This window comes from Curtobacterium sp. MR_MD2014 (genome assembly GCF_000772085.1).
Lineage (GTDB): Bacteria > Actinomycetota > Actinomycetes > Actinomycetales > Microbacteriaceae > Curtobacterium.
This window is the reverse complement of the sequence record NZ_CP009755.1, coordinates 381778-400614: the sequence shown is the minus strand read 5'-3', so window position 1 is coordinate 400614 and position 18837 is coordinate 381778. Positions and strand designations below refer to the sequence as shown.

Below are 18837 nucleotides of genomic sequence, written 5' to 3'. Positions count from 1 at the left end.
TCGGGGCAGATGAACACTTTCCCGGAATCCGTCGTCCTGCTCGCCGAAGACCGCACTCCCATCGGCACCGCCGAGAAGTTCGCGGTGCACACCGAGGACACCCCGCTCCACCTCGCCTTCTCGTGCCACGTGCGGAACGCCGAGGGCAAGGTCCTCGTGACCCGTCGCGCCCTGTCGAAGAAGACCTGGCCGGGGGTGTGGACGAACACGTTCTGCGGGCACCCCGGACCGGACGAGGCGTTCGAGGACGCCGTCGCCCGCCGCGCCTCCCGCGAACTCGGCATCACCGTGCGCGACGTCGAGCTCGTGCTGCCCGACTTCCGGTACCGCGCGGTCGACGCCTCGGGCATCGTCGAGAACGAGGTCTGCCCGGTGTTCCGCGCCGTGACCGACGACGTCCCGGCCCCCGCGGACGACGAGGTCGCCGAGTACGCCTGGCTCTCCGAGGACGAACTGCGGGCATCGGTCGCCGCGGCGCCGTTCGCCTGGAGCCCCTGGCTCGGGTGGCAGCTCACGGAGCTCGAGCAGCAGGGACTGCGCGTCACCCGCTGAGCGATCGCTCACTCGACGCACGTCCACCCTCCGGGTAACGTGGCCCGCTGGTCGCGCCCTGGCGACCGCGGACGACGAGAAGGGCAGGTGAGGCGCGATGTCGGGTGACCATCCTCGATCGGGCCGGACGACCGCCCCGGTCGTCACCGTGCCCGTTCGCTGACGCACGCTCCGCACCGGCTCGACCGGTGCCCGTGCTCGCCCTGCTCCGTCGCGGAGCATCGCGCCTGCCTGCTCCCGAGCACGAGGAGCACGACATGGCACGCATCGACGACGCCGTCTACGTCGCAGGACGTCGCATCGGCGGTCCCGCGACCCTGTCCCGGGCCACGGAGACCGACCCGGTCACCACCACGGCGACGGCCGCGGACGGCGCGCTCGCCTGGATCGGCCTGCTGCGCCCCGACGACGCCGAGCTCGAGGCCGTCGCCGCCGAGTTCGACCTGCACGAGAACGCCGTCGAGGACGCCCGCAAGGGACACCAGCGCGCCAAGCTCGAGCGGTACGGCGACACGCTCTTCCTGGTGCTCCGACCCGCCTGGTACCGCGCCGACACGAACGAGGTCGAGTTCGGCGAGGTGCACCTCTTCGTCGGTCGGCGGTTCGTGGTGACCGTGCGGCACGCCGAGGAGCCCGACCTCGCCGCCGTCCGCTGCCGGGTCGAGGCCGACCCGGCGTTCCTCGCCACGGGGTCCGAAGCCGTCACCGCCGCCGTGCTCGACGAGATCGTCGACGGCTACGCACCGGTCGTCGAGGTCATCCAGGACCAGGTCGACGCCATCGAGGACCAGCTGTTCGCGGGCCAGGTCGACCCCGGCGTCTCGAAGCGCATCTACCAGCTGCTCAGCGAGGTGCTCGGGTTCCAGCGCGCCACGGCCCCGGTGCCGGCGATGGTGCGCGGGCTGCTCCGGGGCGCCGACAAGTACGGCGTCGACGACGAGGTGCAGCACCGCCTGCGCAACGTGCTCGACCACGCCCTCCGCGTGACGGAGCGGGTGGACTCGTTCCGGGCGCTGCTCGAGAACGCCCTCACGCTGCACTCGACCCTCGTGACGCAGGAGCAGAACGAGGCGATGCGGCGGATGACGAGCGCCTCCCTGGCGCAGGGCGAGGAGAGCCGGCAGCTCGCCCGGGCCGCGCACCGCCAGGGCGAGGAGGTCAAGAAGATCTCGTCCTGGGCGGCCATCCTCTTCGCCCCGGGGCTCATCGCCGGCGTCTACGGCATGAACTTCGACCACATGCCGGAGCTGCACTGGCGGTACGGCTACCCGGTCGCGATCGTGGCGATGCTCGCCCTGGCGGGGATCCTGTGGCTGGTCTTCCGGAAGCGCAACTGGCTCTGACGCGGGTACGGCTGGCGTGCAGCGCGGGGACGTGCATAATGATCTGGCTCGGAATGTGAACGTGCACATCGAGGTGCCACGGCCCCGAGCAGGAGAGAGCAACGATGGCGTCACCGCGGACACAGCAACCGCGCTCGCCCAGCATCCGTGACGTCGCGCGGGTCGCCGGCGTCTCGCACCAGACGGTGTCGCGCGTGCTCAACAACTCGGACGCCATCCGCGCCGAGACCAAGGACCGCGTGCTCGCCGCGATGGAGCAGCTGCAGTACCGGCCGAACCGCGCCGCGCGCGCCCTGGTCACCAGTCGGACGCACACCATCGGCGTGCTCACCGCGCAGCGCTCCCACTACGGACCGGCCGCGACGATGCAGGCGATCGAGGACGCCGCCGTCACGCGCGGCTACTCGGTGACGACCGCGAACATCGCGGCGGCCACCGACGAAGCGGTCCGGGACGGCCTCGGGCACCTGCTCGACCAGGACGTCGAGGGGATCATCGTCATCGCGCCGCAGCAGCGCGTGTTCGACCTCATCGAGGAGCTCGGGATGCGGACGCCCTACGTGGCGCTCCGCACGAGCGGCGGGGACGAGCGCTCGACGCTCTTCATCGACCAGATGGAGGGTGCCCGGCTGGCGACCGCGCACCTGCTCGACCTCGGCCACGAGTACGTCCGGCACATCGCCGGGCCGCAGGACTGGATCGAGGCCGAGGCCCGCATGCAGGGGTTCCTGCGCGAGATGTCCGACCGGGACATGCCCGTCGTGCCGCCGATCCTGGGCGACTGGACCGCGGACTTCGGCTACCACGCGGGCCGCGAGCTCCTGCGGTACCGGGACTGCACGGCGATCTTCTGCTCGAACGACGCGATGGCGCTCGGGGTCATGCACGCGGCGCGGTCGTACGGGCTGGACGTCCCGGGTGACCTGTCCGTGGTCGGCTACGACGACATCCCCGAGGCGAAGCACCTCTGGCCGCCGCTGACCACGGTGGAGGTCGACTTCCCCGAGCTCGGTCGGCGCTGCGTCGAACTGCTCCTGCCGTCCGAGGGGCACACGCTCCGCCCGGTCGACCTCGTGCCGCAGCTCGTGGTGCGCGGATCGACGGGCGCACCCCGGCGCCGCTGACGCGACCACGCGTCGGCCCGGAGGCCCGTGGCGGCCCCGCCCCGCGCCTCCCGTCCGCCCTGCGTGACGCCCGACCACCCCACCTCGGGGGGCGTCAGGACGCGGATTCCGCCGGATCACGCGGGCCGTTACGAAAACGCGACCGAACCGAATTGACAGCCGCGACGGGGCTGTGCGTAAATTACCTCCGTTCCGCCGATGTGAACGGTCACATGACCGTCACACCGAGCAGGACACCGGACGCGACAACGAGGTCCACGCAGGCACTCCTGCGCCCCCGATGCCGCACCTCACCACCCGAAGGACTGCCGCACCGCAGCGGCAGAAGGAGATGCACCGTGGCGTCAACCCCACAGGGACCGGACCTGGCCACCAGGTCCGTCACCAGCGCCGAGACCATCCTCGAGATGCGGTCGATCACCAAGGAGTTCCCTGGTGTCAAGGCGCTCTCGGACGTGTCGCTCAGCGTCCGCGCCGGCGAGATCCACGCGATCTGCGGCGAGAACGGCGCCGGCAAGTCCACCCTCATGAAGGTGCTGTCGGGCGTCTACCCGTACGGCACCTACAGCGGCGAGATCGTCTACGAGGGCGACGAAGTCCGCTTCAAGGACATCAAGCAGTCCGAGCAGGCCGGCATCGTCATCATCCACCAGGAGCTCGCGCTCATCCCCGAGCTGTCGATCACCGAGAACCTGTTCCTCGGCAACGAGCCCGGTCGCTTCGGTGTCATCGACTGGACCAGCGCCCAGCTCCGCGCTCAGGACCTGCTCGCCCGCGTCGGCCTCGACGAGGACCCGGACACGCAGATCAAGAACCTCGGTGTCGGCAAGCAGCAGCTCGTCGAGATCGCGAAGGCCCTGCACAAGGACGTCAAGCTCCTCATCCTCGACGAGCCGACCGCGGCCCTGAACGAGAACGACTCGCAGCACCTGCTCGACCTCATCGTCGGGCTGAAGTCCAAGGGCATCGCGAGCATCATCATCAGCCACAAGCTCAACGAGATCGAGCAGATCGCCGACGAGATCACGATCATCCGTGACGGCAAGGCGATCGAGACGCTCAACGTGAAGGGCGACGGCGTCAACGAGGACCGCATCATCCGCGGGATGGTCGGCCGCTCGCTCGAGAGCCGCTTCCCGGACCGCACGCCGAAGATCGGCGAGGTCTTCTTCGAGGTCAAGAACTGGACCGTCCAGCACCCGCAGGACGCCTCGCGCCTGGTCGCGAAGGGCTCGAACTTCCACGCCCGCCGCGGCGAGATCGTCGGCTTCGCGGGCCTGATGGGCGCCGGCCGCACCGAGCTCGCGATGAGCATCTTCGGCCGCTCGTACGGCAACTTCATCGACGGCCAGATCATCAAGGACGGCCGCGAGATCAAGATCGCGAACGTCCAGCAGGCGATCCAGAACGGCCTCGGCTACGTCTCCGAGGACCGCAAGGCCCTCGGTCTGAACCTGCTCGACACGGTGAAGCGCTCCACGGTCGCCGCCGACCTGCCGAAGATCTCGAAGGCCGGTGTCGTCGACTCCCTCGAGGAGTACGACGTCGCCGAGCGCTACCGCAAGATGCTCCGCACCAAGGTGCCGACCGTCGAGGAGAACGTCGGCAAGCTGTCCGGCGGGAACCAGCAGAAGGTCGTCCTGTCCAAGTGGATGTTCACCGACCCGGACCTGCTGATCCTCGACGAGCCCACCCGCGGCATCGACGTCGGCGCGAAGTTCGAGATCTACGGCATCATCCAGCAGCTCGCGGCACAGGGGAAGGGCATCATCCTCATCTCCTCCGAGCTCCCCGAACTCCTCGGCCTCTCCGACCGGATCTACACGATCTTCGAGGGCCAGATCACCGCCGACGTCCCCGCGGACCAGGCCGACCCCGAGACCCTCATGCGCAGCATGACCTCCGCGCGGAAGGGCGCACTGATCTCATGAAGAACCTGAAACTGCTGTTCGGCAAGGGCAACAGCATCGGCCAGTACGGCATGATCATCGCGCTCATCGCGATCCTGATCCTGTTCTCGATCCTGACGAACGGGCTCATCCTCGAGCCGACGAACATCATCAACGTGTTCCTGCAGTACTCCTACATCCTCATCCTGGCGCTGGGGATGGTCATGGTGATCATCGCGGGACACATCGACCTGTCGGTCGGGTCCGTCGCGGCGTTCACCGGCATCATCGTCGCCCAGTCGATGGCGCAGTGGAACTTCCCGGCGTGGGCCGCGATCATCCTCGGCCTCGCCGTGGGTGCAGCCGTCGGAGCCTGGCAGGGCTTCTGGGTCGCGTTCGTGAAGGTCCCGGCCTTCATCGTGACCCTGGCCGGCCAGCTCATCTTCCGCGGTGCGAACCAGATCATCGGCAACTCGACGTCGCAGCCGGTGCCGGACGACTACGCGAAGATCGGTTCGGGCTTCCTGCCCGACTTCGGCCCGGACTTCGGGTTCTCGAACGGCACGCTCATCCTCGGCATCGTCACCTGCCTCGTGCTCGTCTTCCTCGAGTTCCGTGGTCGTCAGCGTCGCAAGAAGATGCACGCCGAGCTCGTCCCGCTCTGGGTCTCGATCGTCCGCACGGGCATCCTGGTCGCCGTCACCCTCGTCGCGACGTACCTGTTCGCCGCCGGCCCCGCCGGCACGTCGATCCCGATCGTCGCGATCATCCTCGGTGTCCTGACCATCGTCTACGGCTTCCTGACCAAGAACACGATCTTCGGCCGCCAGGTCTACGCGGTCGGTGGCAACGCGAACGCCGCCGTCCTGTCCGGCGTCAGCGCCCGCAAGGTCAACTTCTTCGTCATGATGAACATGTCCGTCCTGGCCGCCGTCGCCGGCATGGTCTTCGTCGGCTACTCGGGTGCCTCGGGCCCCGCGGACGGCACCGGCTGGGAGCTCGACGCGATCGCCGCCGTGTTCGTCGGTGGTGCAGCGGTCGCCGGTGGCATCGGCACGATCTCCGGATCGATCATCGGTGGTCTCGTCATGGCCCTGCTGTCCAACGGTCTGTCGCTGGTGGGCCTCGAGTCCAACCGCGTCCAGATCATCCGCGGTCTCGTCCTGCTCGTCGCCGTCGCCTTCGACGTCTACTCGAAGTCGCAGGGTCGTCCGTCCCTCATCGGCGGGATGTTGAAGCAGTTCCAACGCAAGGACACCGAACAGAACACGGTGGCCGCGCAGCAGCCGCGGACCATCGAGGACCAGCCCGAGAAGGTCAACGTCCAGTAACACGTGGCGGGCGGCCGCTCCGGTGGCCGCCCGCACGATCCCCGCACCACACAGCACCACTCCTCAACGAAGAGAAAGCAATCTCATGCGCAAGAAGCTCATCGCCGGCATCGGCCTGGCACTCGTCGCGGGTCTGGCCCTCAGCGGCTGCTCGGCCCGCGGCAACTCGGACGCCGGCTCGGACTCGTCGGGCGGCGCCTCGAACGTCCAGATCAAGAAGGGCGACCTGATCGGCGTCGCGCTCCCCGCCAAGACCTCGCAGAACTGGGTCCTCGCGGGTGCCGCGTTCGAGAAGTCGATCGAGGACGCCGGCTTCAAGGCCGACATCCAGTACGCCAACGCCGGCAACCCGGTCCCGGACCAGCAGGGCCAGATCCAGTCGATGGTCACCAAGGGCGCGAAGGCGATCATCATCGGTGCCGCCGACGGTTCGCAGCTCGGCACGCAGGTCGCCGCCGCCAAGAAGTCCGGCGCCGTCGTCATCGCCTGGGACCGCAACATCCTGAACACCGACGACGTCGACTACTACGTCGCGTTCAACAACTTCAAGGTCGGCCAGCTGCAGGGCCAGGCCCTGCTCGACGGCATGAAGGCCAAGAAGTCGAGCGGCCCGTACAACATCGAGCTCTTCTCCGGCTCGCCCGACGACGCCAACGCGAAGGTCTTCTTCAACGGCGCCATGGACGTGCTCCAGCCGAAGATCGACGACGGCACCCTCAAGGTCGTCTCGGGTCAGACCTCGTTCTCGAAGACGAACACCCAGGGCTGGCTCGCGCAGAACGCCCAGTCGCGCATGACCGACATCCTGACGAAGTCGTACACGAACACCGAGCTCGACGGCGTCCTGTCGCCGAACGACACCCTGGCCCGCGCCATCCTGACCGCCACCAAGGCTGCTGGTAAGCCGAACCCGGTCGTCACCGGTCAGGACTCCGAGACCGCCTCGATCCCGCTGATCATGCAGGGCGAGCAGTACTCGACCATCTACAAGAACACCACCGAAGAGGCGCAGGCCGCGATCGACCTGGTCTCCGACCTGGCCGACGGCAAGACCCCGAAGACCACCGAGGACAAGAACAACGACAACGGCAAGAAGGTCGTGCCGGCCGTCGAGCTGACCCCGGTCCTGGTCACCAAGGAGAACGCGGTCGAGGCCTACAAGGGCAACGACACCCTCGAGGAGCTCGCCAAGAAGGGCTGATCCCCTCCACGGCAGCACCACAGCACCACAGCACGAGGAAGGCCCCGTCTCGCTCCGGCGAGACGGGGCCTTCCCGCGTCCCGGGGCACCGGCGTCGAGACGCCGGCGTCGCCGCCAGGCGCCGCCACGCCCGCGAGACGCCTCCGGTTCCGGGGGCGTCTCGGTGGCCGCGGTGCGTCTCGCGCAGACGCCCCCGTCTCACGGGACGGACGGAGCGCCGGACGGGAGGCACGGGACGCGGCCGCCACGGGCCTCCCGTCCGTCAGCCGGCCGGGTCGGAGGGCTCGCCGGCCGGGTCGGAGGGCTCGCCGTCCGGGTGCGCCGGATCGCCCGGAAGGACGTGGGTCGCACCCGTCGCGCGCAACCGCTCGGCCGCCTCCCGCAGCCGTGGCACGTCGACGCGTGCCGTCCACAGCAGCACCGACGAGGTCACCCCCCGGCGTCGGCCGGTCAACCGGTCCCCCACGCCGGCGAGACGCGCCCACGGGATCTCGGGCTCGGTCGCCGTGAGGACACCGGGCAGGGCCGCGACCACCGTGCCGATCTCGACCAACCGCATCCGGACCGCGTCGAGCACGACGTCCGACGGAGCGGCGTCCGCGACGTAGCGCTCGATCGCCTCGCACGCGCGCACGACCGCGTCGAGCCGTTCGTCCACCTCCGGTCCCGTGGCGTCCGTCACAGCGGGACCGCTGCACGGTGCAGGTCCGACCCGGCGCACAGGGCGTCGAGCACCTCGACGTCGACACCGAGCAGCCGCTCCGCCTCGTCCTGGATCCGCATGAGGGTGAAGATGCCGGCACCGGGCTCGAGGTCCACGAGCAGCCCGACGGACTCGGCTCGCCGCCGGGAGCCGGTGGTGCACAGGACGCGGGGTGCGGCACCGCCGTTGCGCTCCACCGCCGCGACCAGGGCGTCGCGCGCGGCCGCGATGCGATCGACCAGGGGAGGCGGAGCGTCCACCGGGAGCAGGTCGACCGATGCCTCGAACCCCGCAGCACGGACGAGTCGCTGCAGCGCCGCGAGCGACGGTTCCCGCCGACCGTTCTCGTACGTGCTGATCACACTCTGCGTGACCCCGGCGCGAGCGGCGAGCTGCACCTGCGTCAGTCCGGCGCGTAGTCGGGCGTCGCGGATGATCTCGGACGCCACCACCGGCTGCGGCGCACGGGTCGGTGCTTCGGCCATGCAGCAACGATACACAGAGTGCGACATTTCGCCGCGCAGTAGTACATCACCGGTCCCGCGGCGGCCTCCGAGCGGGCGTGATCGGCCCCGTCCGCGGTCAGTCGCGCTGCGAGACGTCCGCGCGGTCGAAGTTCAGCGCCGAGCGCGACGGGGTCGGACCACGCTGGCCCTGGTAGCGCGACTGGTACTCGGCAGAGCCGTAGGGCTTCTCCGCCGGGCTCGAGAGCTGGAAGAAGCAGAGCTGCCCGATCTTCATGCCCGGCCAGAGCTTGATCGGCAGCGTCGCGACGTTCGACAGCTCGAGCGTGACGTGGCCCGAGAAGCCCGGGTCGATGAAGCCCGCCGTCGAGTGCGTCAGGAGGCCGAGGCGACCGAGCGAGCTCTTGCCCTCGAGGCGTGCGGCGATGTCGTCCGGCAGCGTCACGACCTCGAACGTCGAACCGAGGACGAACTCCCCCGGGTGCAGCACGAACGCCTCGTCCGGGTCGGTCTCGACGAGACGGGTGAGCTCGGGCTGGTCCTCGGCCGGGTCGATGTGCGGGTACTTGTGGTTGTCGAACAGCCGGAAGTACTTGTCGAGCCGGACGTCGATGCTCGACGGCTGGACGAGCGAGGAGTCGTACGGGTCGAGGCCGATCCGTCCCTCGGCGAGCTGGGCGGTGATGTCACGGTCGGAGAGCAGCACGCAGCAACCCTAGCGGCAGGGTCCGGCCACCGGTATGCTGCGAGGCTGCCCTGCCGGGCGGCGGACGACGGCCGTCCGACCGGCCGACCACAGGGGGCAACGATGGCCGACCACACCGACACGGTCGACGGGCAGCTCGTCGTCGAGGAACTCGTCGTGCCGGCGACGATGGACGACGATCCGGAGCTGGTGCGGGCGTTCTCGGACTGGCTCGCGGTGTCCGATGCCGCTGAGGTCGCGGTGCACGGGCTGCCCGAACTGCCGTGGACCCCGGCCGAGTACCTGCCGATGTGCCACGAGCCGGGATCGCCGAGCCGCCTGTTCGTCGTGCGCGACGACACCGGCGACGTCGTGGCCGCGGGCTCGTACGACTCGAAGACCGAGCCGGGCACGACGAACTGCTGGCTGTCGGTGGGTGTCCGCCCCGACCGACAACGCCGGGGGTTCGGCACGCTGCTCGCCGACCACCTCGAGCAGCTCGCCCGGACCGAGGGCCGCACGCAGTGGAAGACGTACGCGGTCTCGCGGCAGGTCGGTCCCGGCGACGGGCCCGGGTACCGCCAGGCCCCGACGGGCTCCGGCGCCGTCCCCGAGGACGAGGCGGCGGTGCGCTTCCTGACCGGACGCGGCTGGCGCTTCGGGCAGGTGAACCGCATCAGTCGGCTCGGGCTCCCCGCCGACGTCTCCGTCGTCCGGGAGCTGCACGACCGCGCCGCGACGGCGGCCGGTCCCGCCTACCGGGTGCACACGTGGACCGGCGCCACCCCCGAGCGGTGGCTCGACGACCTCGCGTTGCTGCACACCCGGATGAGCACCGACGCGCCGGAGGGTGACATGCAGGAGCCCGAGGACGTCTGGACCGCCGACCGCGTCCGGGAGTCCGAGGAGCAGCTCGCGAGCGGGCCGCACACCATGCTGACCGTCGCCGTCGAACACGTCGAGAGCACCACCCTGGCCGGTTTCAGTCAGCTCAAGGTGCCGGACGATCCCACTCGGGCCGTGATGCAGTGGGACACGCTCGTGCTCCGCGAGCACCGCGGGCACCGACTCGGATGGCTCCTCAAGGTGGTCGGGATCGAGACCGTCGAGCGGGACTTCCCGGGCCGGCCGTCGATCGTCACCTCCAACGCCGAGGAGAACCGGCCGATGCTCGACGTCAACGAGGCGGTCGGGTTCGTCGGGGTCGGCAGCGAGGGCATCTGGGAGCACCGCGACTGACGGCCCATCGAACGTCGGGAGTCGGGAGCGGGACGGTCCCGGACTGGGACCGGGGTGTCAGGCGGGCGACCTACCATTGGACGGTCATGACCGTCACGTCAGCCGCCACGCAGCCCGGGGACACGGCACCCGACCCCGCCCCCACCACCGCGCGATCCACCACCGTCGCGACGGTCCTGGTCATCGCGATCCCCCTCGCCGTGGCGTGCGCCGTGCTCGGCATGACCGTGACCGGCGCCTTCACCGCGTCGCAGCAGCTCGTCTCCGCCGGTGACCTGGTCGAGTACGGCCTGCCGGTCGCCCGCGTGGTGCACGACACGACCGCCGCGCTGGCCATCGGCCTGCTCATCGTCGCTGCGTTCGCACTGCCCGCGAAGAAGGCGGACCACGGTGCGATGTCGAGCGTGCAGCACCGAGCCGCCCGGTGGGGTGCCGCAGCCGGTGCCGTGTGGTTCCTGGCGGCCGTCGTCGGCATCGTGCTGACCGGCGCCAACACCCTGGGCGTCCCGCTCACCAGCCCGGTGTTCGCCCGCAACTTCCTGCTCTTCGCGTTCCAGGTCGAGATCGGCCAGTCACTCGTCGTCTCCGCCGCGGCGATCCTCGTCGCGACGCTCGTCGCCGCGTTCGCCACCCGGGTCACCACGCTCGCGGTCGCCACCGTCGCCGCGCTCTTCGCGCTGCTGCCCCTCGCACTCTCCGGGCACGCCGCGGGCGCCCTCGAGCACGCGAACGCGGTGAACTCGCTCGCCGTGCACCTGGTCGCCGTGTGCGTCTGGGCGGGCGGTCTCGTCGCCGTGCTGCTGCTCCGCACGCGGACGAAGGGCGCCACCGGCCGGGTCGTCGCCCGCTACTCGACGCTCGCGGGCTGGGCCTTCGCCGCGGTGGCCTTCTCGGGCATCGTCAACGCCTCGCTCCGCCTGACCGGCCCCGCCGACCTCGTCACGACGACCTACGGCTGGCTCATCACGGTCAAGGCCGTCATCCTCGTGCTGCTCGGGCTCGCCGGGGTCGCTCAACGCCGGAAGCTCGTGCCGGGTCTCCTCCGTGCGCCGCTCGACCGGAAGCTCTTCGTGCGGTTCGCCCTGGCCGAGGTCGTCTTCATGGCCGTCGCGATCGGCGTCTCGGTCGCCGTGTCCCGCTCGCAGCCGCCGATCCCGCAGACGCCGGAGACCGGGCAGGACACCCGCTCCGGCCTGCTCGGGTACACGTACCCGCCGGCGCAGACCGTGCAGACCTACCTGACGCAGTGGCACATCGACTGGGTGTACCTGGCGATCGCCGTCGTCGGTGCCGGCTGGTACCTCCTGTCGGTGCGGAAGCTCAAGCAGCGCGGCGACTCGTGGCCGGTCGGCCGGACCATCGCGTGGTTGCTCGGCTGCGCGCTGTTCATCTGGACCACCTCGGCCGGGCCGGCGGTCTACGGCATGGTGCACTTCTCGTCGCACATGCTCCAGCACATGCTGCTCATGATGTTCGTGCCGCTGCCGCTCGTGCTCGGCGGGCCGGTGCTCCTGGCGCTGCGGACCCTGCCGGTGCGGAACGACGGGTCGCGCGGCGCTCGCGAGTGGCTCATGCTCTTCACGCACTCGCGGTGGATGCAGTTCCTCGCGCAGCCCGCCGTCGCCGGTGTCATCTTCGCCGGGTCGCTCGTGGTGTTCTACTTCACCCCCGCGTTCCAGTACGCGATGCAGTCGCACGAGTGGCACGTCGTGATGGTCGTGCACTTCGTCTTCAGCGGGTACCTGTTCTTCTGGGTCTTCGTCGGCGTCGACCCGGGTCCGAAGCGCCCGCAGTACCCGATCCTCATCATCGCGCTGCTGGCGACCCTGGCCTTCCACGCCTTCTTCGGCGTCGCGGTGATGACCTCGCAGTCCGTCTTCGCGGCCGACTGGTTCCACGCCCTCGGCCAGACCGACGACCGGGCACTGCTCGCCGACCAGCACACGGGCGGTGGCATCGCCTGGGGCGCGTCCGAGCTGCCGATGGTGTTCGTCGCGCTGCTCGTGGTGCGCAACTGGGTGCGGACGGACAAGCGGGACGCCAAGCGCCTCGACCGCAAGGCCGAGCGCGACGGCGACGCGGACCTCAAGGCGTACAACGAGCGGCTCGCCGCCATGAGCAAGCGCGACTGACACCGATCCCCCCGGCACCGGGCGGGGTCCGGTCCCTGCGTCCGGTCAGTCGCCGTGGACGATGCAGACGGCGCCGAGCTCCATCGACGCCTCGAGCGCAGCGGTCACACCCGGCTCGCCCTCCGGGCCGAACGGCGTCACCGTGTCCACCCACCACAGGGGCGCGGACAGCGTCGGGGCGTCCGGCAGGATCCGCGCGACCTCGTCGATCGAGTCGACTCGTCGGACACCGAGCACCGTGATCACCGGGTGCGTCGCGTCGCGGCAGACCTGCAGCACCGGACCGTCGTCGAGAGCTCGGACGCCCCACGACTCGTCGTGCAGCAGCAGCGCCTCGGCGACGTCGCGGGTCTCCACCGGTCCACGGCAGAGGAGTGTCACGTCACGCGGCACCCTGACCGCCCGTGCTCCGTCCGGAGGTGGCGTGCGACCCACGGTCGTGGCCGTCCAGCGCGCCCTCGTCGTGTGCGGGGTCGAGCGGAGCACCACCGACGAGCTGCAGGAAGCGGTCCTCGTCGATGCGGTCGAGGAACGACTCGAGCGCCTCCCACCCGTCGTCGAAGCGCACGACCAGTCCGCCGCCGCCGAAGCCCGAGGTCGACGTGCGCGGTGGCGGCCACTCGCCGCCACGGTCGAGGAACTCCGCCGCCTCCGGGCCGACGACGACGGCCAGCGGGGTCGGTTCCTCGTGCGCCACGGCGCGGACCAGGTGGTCGGCGTCCCCGCGGCGCTGCATCACGACACCGAACACCGGCTCGACCTGGTCGGCGACGCGGTGCACCGCGTCCAGGAGCCGCGACGCGAGGGCCGGGTCGGCACCGTGCTCGGGGATCGTCAGCACCGCGGACATCGTCTCCACGACCACGCCGTCGAGCAGGTGCGCGGTCATGGTCGCCGAGAACCCCTCGCCGTGCGCGTACGAGGTCGAGACCTCCGGGGCCTCGTGCTTGGCGTACTGCGTGACGACCCAGCGGTCCCACGGCACCGTGAGCGGCTCACTGGTGCCCCAGTGCGTGGGACAGGTGCCGACGGTCTCGCACAGTGCCTCGATCGCAGTCCCCATGTCGACCGACCGACCGGCGTGGTGGCGCAGGGTCAGGTCGATGCTGATCTGGCGCACCGAGTCGTGCGATGCGAGGTGTCCCGGCGCCGGCGGACCGACGAGTTCCGGCCCGCGGCGGACGAAGTCCTCGATGCCCGCGGCGGCGACGCCGGTGCGGCCGTCCCGCATGCTGCCGTCGGGACCGTCCACGGCCCATGCTGCCTGGTGCACGCCCAGCGCGTGCCGCAGGGCGGGGGTGACGGATGCCTCCTGGCCGGTGCGGAGCACGACCGTGCGGCCGGACTCGGACGCACGACGGAGCAGCGAGGCGAGCGACTCCGTCAACCACACGACCGGCGATGCGGAGCGGACCACGATGGCGGGGCCGACCACGTCGTCGATGAGGGGATGCCTGACCATCCGGGTCCTCCTCCGGTAGGGCGTCGGAACCCCCTGGACGGTACACACGCCGACGACACGTGTCCGTCGGCCAGGGGACCTCACAGGGGAGACACGGCGACCGGGCCGGACCGACCGGGAGGCCCGACCCACCGCCGCCACGGACCGTGCGGCGCGCGTCCGGCTGGCGTCCAGCGGAGAATCCGCTAGGCTTGCTGCGTCCCGTCCGGCGGGATGCGCGAGTGTAGTTCAATGGTAGAACTCCAGCTTCCCAAGCTGGTAGCGCGGGTTCGATTCCCGTCACTCGCTCCACTGCTCCTCCTGATGCCCCTCGTCAGCCTCGCTACGCTGCGTGCATGACGTCCTGGTGGGATCGCACCGATCCGTCGGACGACCCGCGACTGTCGAACCGCATGCCGGACGGGATCGTCGCGTGCTGGTGGAACGTCGTCGGCGGCGCTGCGCTCGTGGTCGGGTTCCCCACGATCGTCCTCACGAGCGGCTCCGACGCCGCCCACGTCGTGTTCGCGCTCTCCGGGTTCGTGATCGCCGTCGTCATGGAGGCGTTCTTCCTCCGGAAGCTCCTGCAACGGCTCGCCGGCCGTCGAGGGCTCCGCGCCGAGCACTCCGAGGAGCAGCGACGCGCACGGGAGGACACCGACGAGCAGGGCTGACGCCTCGGTGAGGTACACGCGGCTCCGAACCCGCCCGGGCAGCGCCTGGTAGACCTCGTTGGACGAACGCGTCAACGGTCGATGCACCGTGTGGGCTCCCGACGGAGCCGGCGGCCCTCGTGCTCCAGTCCCGAGCGGCTCACCCCACCTCCGGCGTCCCGGACCCACACATCACGCACGTCCGCACAACGAAAGGACCACCCATGAGCTTCCTCGGCTTCATCCTCCTCGGCCTCATCGCCGGCGCCATCGCCAAGCTGATCCTCCCCGGTCGGCAGGGCGGCGGCTGGCTCGCCACGCTCGTCCTCGGCGTCATCGGCGCCCTCATCGGCGGCTGGATCGGCGGCGCGGTCTTCAACGTCGGCTACGACGGCTTCTTCAGCATCCAGTCCTGGATCATCGCGATCCTCGGCGCGCTCGTCGTGCTGGTGATCTGGGGCCTCATCACGGGCCGCCGCGGGAGCCGCGCGTAGTCCACGAGCTCCACGACGACGGGAGGCGCGGTGCCGGACGGCACCGCGCCTCCCGTCGTTCCACCAGTCAGCACGACCCGGAAGACCCCGCCATGCACCTGCGCCGCTCCCCCGCCCCGACCAGCGTCCGCCCGAGCACCTGGACCGACCCGTACGGCCGACTCGCGGTGCGCTGCCTGCAGACCGTGGTGATCGTCGTGGTCATCGGCGGGATCGTCACCGCTGCGACCACACTGAGCCTCGTCACGATCCCGGTGCTGCTCGCGCTCATCATCGCGTCGGCCCTGCACCCGCTGGTCGGCTGGCTCCGTCGGCACGGGGTCCCGTCGGTGCTCGCCACGACGATCGCGTTCGTGGCCGTCCTCGCGGTGCTCGCCGGCGTCCTGTGGCTCCTCGTCGCCGCCGTCGCGAACCAGTGGTCCTCGCTGCAGGACTCGGCGGTCGACGGGCTCCAGCAGGTGCAGGACCTGCTCCACGAGCTGCCCGTGCGCATCACCGACGGGCAGATCGAGGACGCCGTGGATGGTGTCGTCGACTTCGTGACGAGTGCCCGGTTCGGGGCGGGGGCCATCGCCGGCATCTCGGCGGTGACGAACGTCGTCACCGGGGCCGTGCTGATGGCGGTCATCCTGTTCTTCTTCCTCAAGGACGGCCCCGCGCTGTGGGAGTTCCTGCTCCGCCCGTTCACCGGCGAGCAGTACGACCGTGCGCGCCGCATCGGGGACCGCGTGGTGACGACCCTCGGCGGGTACGTGCGCGGGACGGCCGCCGTCGCCGCCTTCGACGCGGTCGCGATCGGCACCGGGCTCGCCGTGCTCGGCGTCCCGCTGACGATCCCGCTCGCGGTGGTGGCGTTCGTGACCTCGTTCATCCCGATGATCGGCGCACCGATCGCCGGCACGCTCGCGGCGCTCGTGACCCTCGTCGCACTCGGGCCGGTGAAGGCGGTCATCGTCGTCGCGATCGTCGTGCTCGTCAACCAGATCGAGGGCAACTTCCTGCAGCCCGTGCTCATGGGCAGGACGCTGCGGCTGCACGGGCTCGTCATCCTGGTCGGCCTGACCGCGGGCACCGTGCTCGGCGGGGTGACCGGCGCGCTGCTCGCGGTGCCGCTCATCGCCGCCGGGTGGGGCGTCGTGCAGGTGTGGAACGGCGAGGACGCTCCGGCGAGGCCCTGGCGGCAGAAGCGGCGCGAGACGGTACCGGTCGGCTGAGCGCCGGGCGGTCACCACGCCGCACTACGCTGCCCTGATGGACGGGACACAGCCGGACGAGACCCGGTTCGACGGGCACGTGGTGATCGGCGGCGGCGTGGTCGGCGCCGCAGCAGCCCGGGCCCTGACCGCCCGCGGCGAGCGCGTCCTGCTCGTCGAGCAGCACGGTCGCGGACACCTCGAGGGTTCGTCGCACGGCGCGACCCGGATCTTCCGGCAGGGCTACAGCGTCCCGGAGTACGTCGCGCTGACGACCCGCGCGCTCGCGCTCTGGGACGCCCTCGAGTCGACGACCGGCACGACGTTGCTCGACCGGACGGGCGCGGTCGACCACGGCCGGCCCGAGGTGGTCGACGCCATCGCCGCAGCGCTGGCCGGAGCAGGGATCCCCCACGAGACCCTGACCCCGGAGGCCGCCGCGGCCCGCTGGCCCGGCATCGCGTTCGAGGGGCACGTCCTGACCCACGCGACGGCCGGACGCATCCGGTCGGCCGACACGATCGAGCTCCTGCTGACGCTGGCGGAACAGACGGGCCTCGCCGAGCTCCGGTTCGGCACCCGGGTGGCGGCGGTCGCGGACCACGGGGACGCGGTCACCGTGACGCTCGACGACGGCACGGCGGTCCGCACGGCGAGCGTGGTGGCCGCGGTGGGGTCCTGGGCGCCCACGCTGGTGGGTGACGTGCTCGCCGCACGCGGGGCGCGCCTCCCGCCCGTCCGCGTCACCCAGGAGCAGCCCGCCCACTTCCCGAGCCACCTGCCGGACGAGGCCTGGCCGTCGTTCGTGCACTGGGCCGACGGCGACGACGTGTACGGACTGCTGACCCCGGGCGAGGGCGTCAAGGTCGGGTTCCACGGCACCGGCCCGGTCGTCGACCCCGACGCCCGCGACAAGCACCCCGTGCCCGAGGAGGCAGCGCGGCTGCAGGCCTACGTCGCCCGGTACGTCCCCGGCGTCGACGCCACACGCCCGACGTTCATCAGCTGCCTGTACGACACCACGCCCGACGAGGACTTCGTGATCGACCGGCGGGGACCACTCTCCGTCGCGACCGGGTTCTCGGGCCACGGGTTCAAGTTCGCGCCGCTGCTCGGGGAGCTCCTCGCCGACCTGGCCACCGGTGGCGAGCCCATCCCCCGCTTCGCCCTCTGACCGCCCGCCGCCCCGCTACGGTGGTCCGGTGCGCGTCGTCATCGCTCCCGACTCCCTGAAGGGCACCGCCACGGCGGCCGACACCGCGCGGGCGGTCCGGGCCGGGTGGCTCGACGAACGGCCGGAGGACGACGTCGTCACCGTGCCGATGGCCGACGGCGGCGAGGGCACGCTCGACGCGTTCGCCGCGGCGTACCCGGCGGCCGAACACGTGCCCGTGACGGTGACCGGGCCGGCCGGCACCCCCGTCGACACCCACTGGCTGCGCCTGCCCGACGGCCGGGCCGTGGTGGAACTCGCGGCGACGAGCGGGCTGCCGCTCCTGGGCGGGGCACTGCTCCCGGAGACCGCGACGAGCCGAGGGTTCGGCGAGGCGATCGCGGCGGCGCTCGACGCGGGCGCGACCGGACTCGTGCTGGGCATCGGGGGCAGCGCCTCCACCGACGGCGGACGCCCGGTGCTCGAGGCGCTCGGGCTCGCCGTCGGTGCTTCCGGCGCGGTCGACCGGTCGGGGCTCCGACCCCTGCCCGCCGGTGGGGTGGTCGTCCTGTCCGACGTCACGTCACCGCTGCTCGGACCGGCCGGTGCGGTGGCCGTGTTCGGACCGCAGAAGGGCATCACGCCGGACGCTGCCCCGGCGTCCGAGGAGCGGCTCGCCGCCTGGGCACGCAGCCTGCCCGAGGTCGACCCCGCGACGCCCGGTGCCGGTGCCGCGGGCGGTGTCGGCTTCGGGCTGCTCGCCTGGGGCGCGACCCTCGCACCGGGAGCGCTCGCGGTCGCGGACGTGCTCGGACTCCCGTCGCTGCTCGACGGCGCCGACGTCGTGGTCACCGGCGAGGGACGCTTCGACGAGCAGAGCGCTGCGGGCAAGGTGCCGACGGTCGTCCGGGCGCTCGCGACGGAGCACGCGCCGGGGGCCCGGGTGGTGCTGGTCGCGGGCGAGATCGAGGCGCGGCTGGACGACTTCGCGGCGGCGGCCTCGCTCGTGGTGCTCGCGACGCAGACGACCGGTGAGCCGGACGACGCCCTGCGTGACCCGCTGCGCTTCGCGACGATCGCCGGGCAGCGGTTGGCGCGGCTCGTCGGCTGAGCGCCCGGGGCGTGGCCGACACGCCCACCCGGGCGCACGAGGGGTACCCCGACGCAACCTCCCTGCCCCCGGGGCGCGGGACCACACTGGGGAGCGGGTCGCACCCGACCCGAGAAGCACCCCCACGAG

18 protein-coding genes and 1 tRNA gene are annotated in these 18837 nt (G+C 71.2%); 14 read left to right on the top strand and 5 right to left on the bottom strand.

Annotation, left to right across the window (positions count from 1 at the left end; translation table 11 throughout):
* Positions 1-9 precede the first annotated feature (9 nt).
* From idi to NI26_RS01990, 6 genes are all read left to right on the top strand, one after another.
* Positions 10-552 carry an isopentenyl-diphosphate Delta-isomerase gene (idi, locus tag NI26_RS02015; RefSeq protein WP_066651866.1) on the top strand — a complete coding sequence of 181 codons (543 nt, stop codon included), beginning with the start codon at positions 10-12 and terminating at the stop codon, positions 550-552.
* 257 nt (positions 553-809) lie between these two features.
* A complete protein-coding gene (locus tag NI26_RS02010; RefSeq protein ID WP_066657656.1) occupies positions 810-1895 on the top strand; it encodes a magnesium and cobalt transport protein CorA in 1086 nt (361 codons plus the stop codon).
* A gap of 104 nt (positions 1896-1999) precedes the next feature.
* On the top strand, positions 2000-3019 hold the full coding sequence (locus NI26_RS02005) for a LacI family DNA-binding transcriptional regulator (protein WP_066651865.1): 1020 nt from the start codon (positions 2000-2002) through the stop codon (positions 3017-3019).
* Positions 3020-3426: 407 nt separating this feature from the next.
* Positions 3427-4950, top strand: a complete 1524-nt coding sequence (gene mmsA, locus NI26_RS02000; protein ID WP_066657654.1) for a multiple monosaccharide ABC transporter ATP-binding protein — start codon at positions 3427-3429, stop codon at positions 4948-4950.
* Positions 4947-6239 carry a multiple monosaccharide ABC transporter permease gene (gene mmsB / locus NI26_RS01995; RefSeq protein ID WP_066651863.1) on the top strand — a complete coding sequence of 431 codons (1293 nt, stop codon included), beginning with the start codon at positions 4947-4949 and terminating at the stop codon, positions 6237-6239. Before mmsA ends, mmsB begins: the two co-directional genes overlap by 4 nt.
* Before the next feature lie 85 nt (positions 6240-6324).
* On the top strand, positions 6325-7440 hold the full coding sequence (locus tag NI26_RS01990) for a substrate-binding domain-containing protein (RefSeq protein ID WP_066651861.1): 1116 nt from the start codon (positions 6325-6327) through the stop codon (positions 7438-7440).
* A 262-nt stretch (positions 7441-7702) separates the two neighbouring features.
* Here the strand turns inward: NI26_RS01990 and NI26_RS01985 are convergent, their stop codons facing one another.
* From NI26_RS01985 to dcd, 3 genes are all read right to left on the bottom strand, one after another.
* Positions 7703-8122 carry a HepT-like ribonuclease domain-containing protein gene (locus NI26_RS01985; RefSeq protein WP_066651860.1) on the bottom strand — a complete coding sequence of 140 codons (420 nt, stop codon included), beginning with the start codon at positions 8120-8122 and terminating at the stop codon, positions 7703-7705.
* Entirely contained in the window at positions 8119-8628 is a 510-nt protein-coding gene (locus tag NI26_RS01980; protein WP_066651859.1) for an XRE family transcriptional regulator, read from the bottom strand. Before NI26_RS01980 ends, NI26_RS01985 begins: the two co-directional genes overlap by 4 nt.
* 97 nt (positions 8629-8725) lie before the next feature.
* Complete coding sequence (dcd, locus tag NI26_RS01975) at positions 8726-9313, bottom strand: dCTP deaminase (RefSeq protein WP_066651854.1); 588 nt, start codon at positions 9311-9313, stop codon at positions 8726-8728.
* Between the two features lie 102 nt (positions 9314-9415).
* Here dcd and NI26_RS01970 point away from each other — a divergent pair, with 102 nt between their 5' ends.
* On the top strand, positions 9416-10531 hold the full coding sequence (locus NI26_RS01970) for a GNAT family N-acetyltransferase (protein WP_066651852.1): 1116 nt from the start codon (positions 9416-9418) through the stop codon (positions 10529-10531).
* 86 nt (positions 10532-10617) lie between these two features.
* Positions 10618-12663: a cytochrome c oxidase assembly protein gene (locus tag NI26_RS01965; RefSeq protein ID WP_066651850.1), complete on the top strand. Its 2046-nt coding sequence runs from the start codon at positions 10618-10620 to the stop codon at positions 12661-12663.
* A gap of 45 nt (positions 12664-12708) precedes the next feature.
* On the opposite strand, the gene NI26_RS01960 is transcribed toward NI26_RS01965, so the two are convergent.
* Both NI26_RS01960 and NI26_RS01955 read right to left on the bottom strand, forming a co-directional pair.
* The gene (locus NI26_RS01960) at positions 12709-13020 is read right to left on the bottom strand and encodes a hypothetical protein (protein WP_066651848.1); all 312 of its coding nucleotides are present in this window, start codon (positions 13018-13020) and stop codon (positions 12709-12711) included.
* Positions 13021-13045: 25 nt separating this feature from the next.
* Positions 13046-14125, bottom strand: coding sequence for a DUF6177 family protein (locus tag NI26_RS01955; protein WP_066651847.1), 1080 nt, complete (start codon positions 14123-14125; stop codon positions 13046-13048).
* Between the two features lie 217 nt (positions 14126-14342).
* Here NI26_RS01955 and NI26_RS01950 point away from each other — a divergent pair.
* From NI26_RS01950 to NI26_RS01925, 6 genes are all read left to right on the top strand, one after another.
* Positions 14343-14416, top strand: a tRNA-Gly gene (locus tag NI26_RS01950).
* 44 nt (positions 14417-14460) lie between these two features.
* Complete coding sequence (locus NI26_RS01945) at positions 14461-14778, top strand: hypothetical protein (protein WP_066651846.1); 318 nt, start codon at positions 14461-14463, stop codon at positions 14776-14778.
* 203 nt (positions 14779-14981) lie between these two features.
* A complete protein-coding gene (locus NI26_RS01940; protein ID WP_066651839.1) occupies positions 14982-15251 on the top strand; it encodes a GlsB/YeaQ/YmgE family stress response membrane protein in 270 nt (89 codons plus the stop codon).
* A gap of 92 nt (positions 15252-15343) precedes the next feature.
* Positions 15344-16465: an AI-2E family transporter gene (locus tag NI26_RS01935; RefSeq protein ID WP_066651837.1), complete on the top strand. Its 1122-nt coding sequence runs from the start codon at positions 15344-15346 to the stop codon at positions 16463-16465.
* A gap of 37 nt (positions 16466-16502) precedes the next feature.
* Complete coding sequence (locus NI26_RS01930) at positions 16503-17618, top strand: FAD-dependent oxidoreductase (RefSeq protein WP_066651835.1); 1116 nt, start codon at positions 16503-16505, stop codon at positions 17616-17618.
* Between the two features lie 28 nt (positions 17619-17646).
* A complete protein-coding gene (locus NI26_RS01925; protein WP_066651833.1) occupies positions 17647-18708 on the top strand; it encodes a glycerate kinase in 1062 nt (353 codons plus the stop codon).
* The last annotated feature ends 129 nt before the right edge of the window (positions 18709-18837 follow it).